Raw genomic sequence first — 1,069 nt, 5'->3', positions numbered from 1 at the left:
TATAACCGGAGAATGCGTGCTCATCAGCTGCTTGCCGGCACCGATACTAATCCCCGGTTCCTCAGCCTTGCCGAGCGGGAGAAGATCCGTGATCTGCGGGCCCTGGGGACCTCGATGCGGGAGATCGCTTCCCAGCTGGGCAGGCCACATTCGACGATCAGTCGCGAGATCGCTCGTAACAGTGATAGTGCTGGCAGGTACATGCCCTACGGTGCTCAGCGAATGGCTGCACAGCGCCGTGCCCGACCGAAGAGAGCCAAGCTCATCGGGGACTCGCCACTACGTTTGTGGGTGACCCGGAAGCTTTCGCTGCAATGGTCACCGGCTCAGATCAGTGCCACCCTGGTCACAGAGTTCCCCGATGCCCCGGAGATGCGCGTGTGCCCTGAGACGATCTACCAGGCCCTCTACCTGCAAGCCCGCGGCGGGCTGAAGAAGGAAGTCCAGACCGCGTTACGGACTGGACGTACCCGTCGGAAGCCGCAGGGCCAGCAGCGCAGGCCCCGCTCTCTGGGGCAGAACATGATTATGATCAGCGACCGGCCCGCTGAGATCGAGGACCGGTCCGTTCCTGGCCACTGGGAGGGAGATCTGATCATGGGGGCAGGCAACCGCTCGGCCATTGCGACTCTCGTTGAACGCCAGAGCCGCTATGTCATGCTCTGCCATCTGCCTGGGGATCACACCGCTGAGACTGTCGCTGCTGCGGTGACCGCTCAGATTAGCAGATTGCCGCAGCATCTTCGTGGTTCGCTGACCTGGGACCAAGGATCAGAGATGGCACAGCATCACAGGATCACCATCGAAGCTGAACTGCCGGTGTATTTCTGTGATCCCGCCAGCCCCTGGCAACGGGGATCGAACGAGAACACCAACGGCCTGCTGCGTCAATACTTCCCCAAAGGCACAGACCTGGCGGTCCATGGCCCTGAGGACCTTGAACACGTTGCTCACCTGCTCAATGGTCGGCCTCGTAAGACACTTCAGTGGGCCACCCCAGCTGAGAAGATGAGAGACATCATCCTCACCAGCTGACCATCAGCTGGTGCAACGACTCATAGAATCCGCC

The 1,069-nt window shown here is 60.9% G+C and carries 1 protein-coding gene; it reads left to right on the top strand.

What is annotated here, in order from left to right:
* Positions 1-1,035: IS30 family transposase (locus SD455_RS16600; RefSeq protein ID WP_445508743.1), on the top strand; the 1,035-nt coding region annotated here is incomplete at its 5' end.
* Positions 1,036-1,069: the final 34 nt, after the last annotated feature.

Source organism: Nesterenkonia sp. K-15-9-6, assembly GCF_052656005.1.
This window is presented reverse-complemented; position numbering and strand designations above follow the sequence as displayed.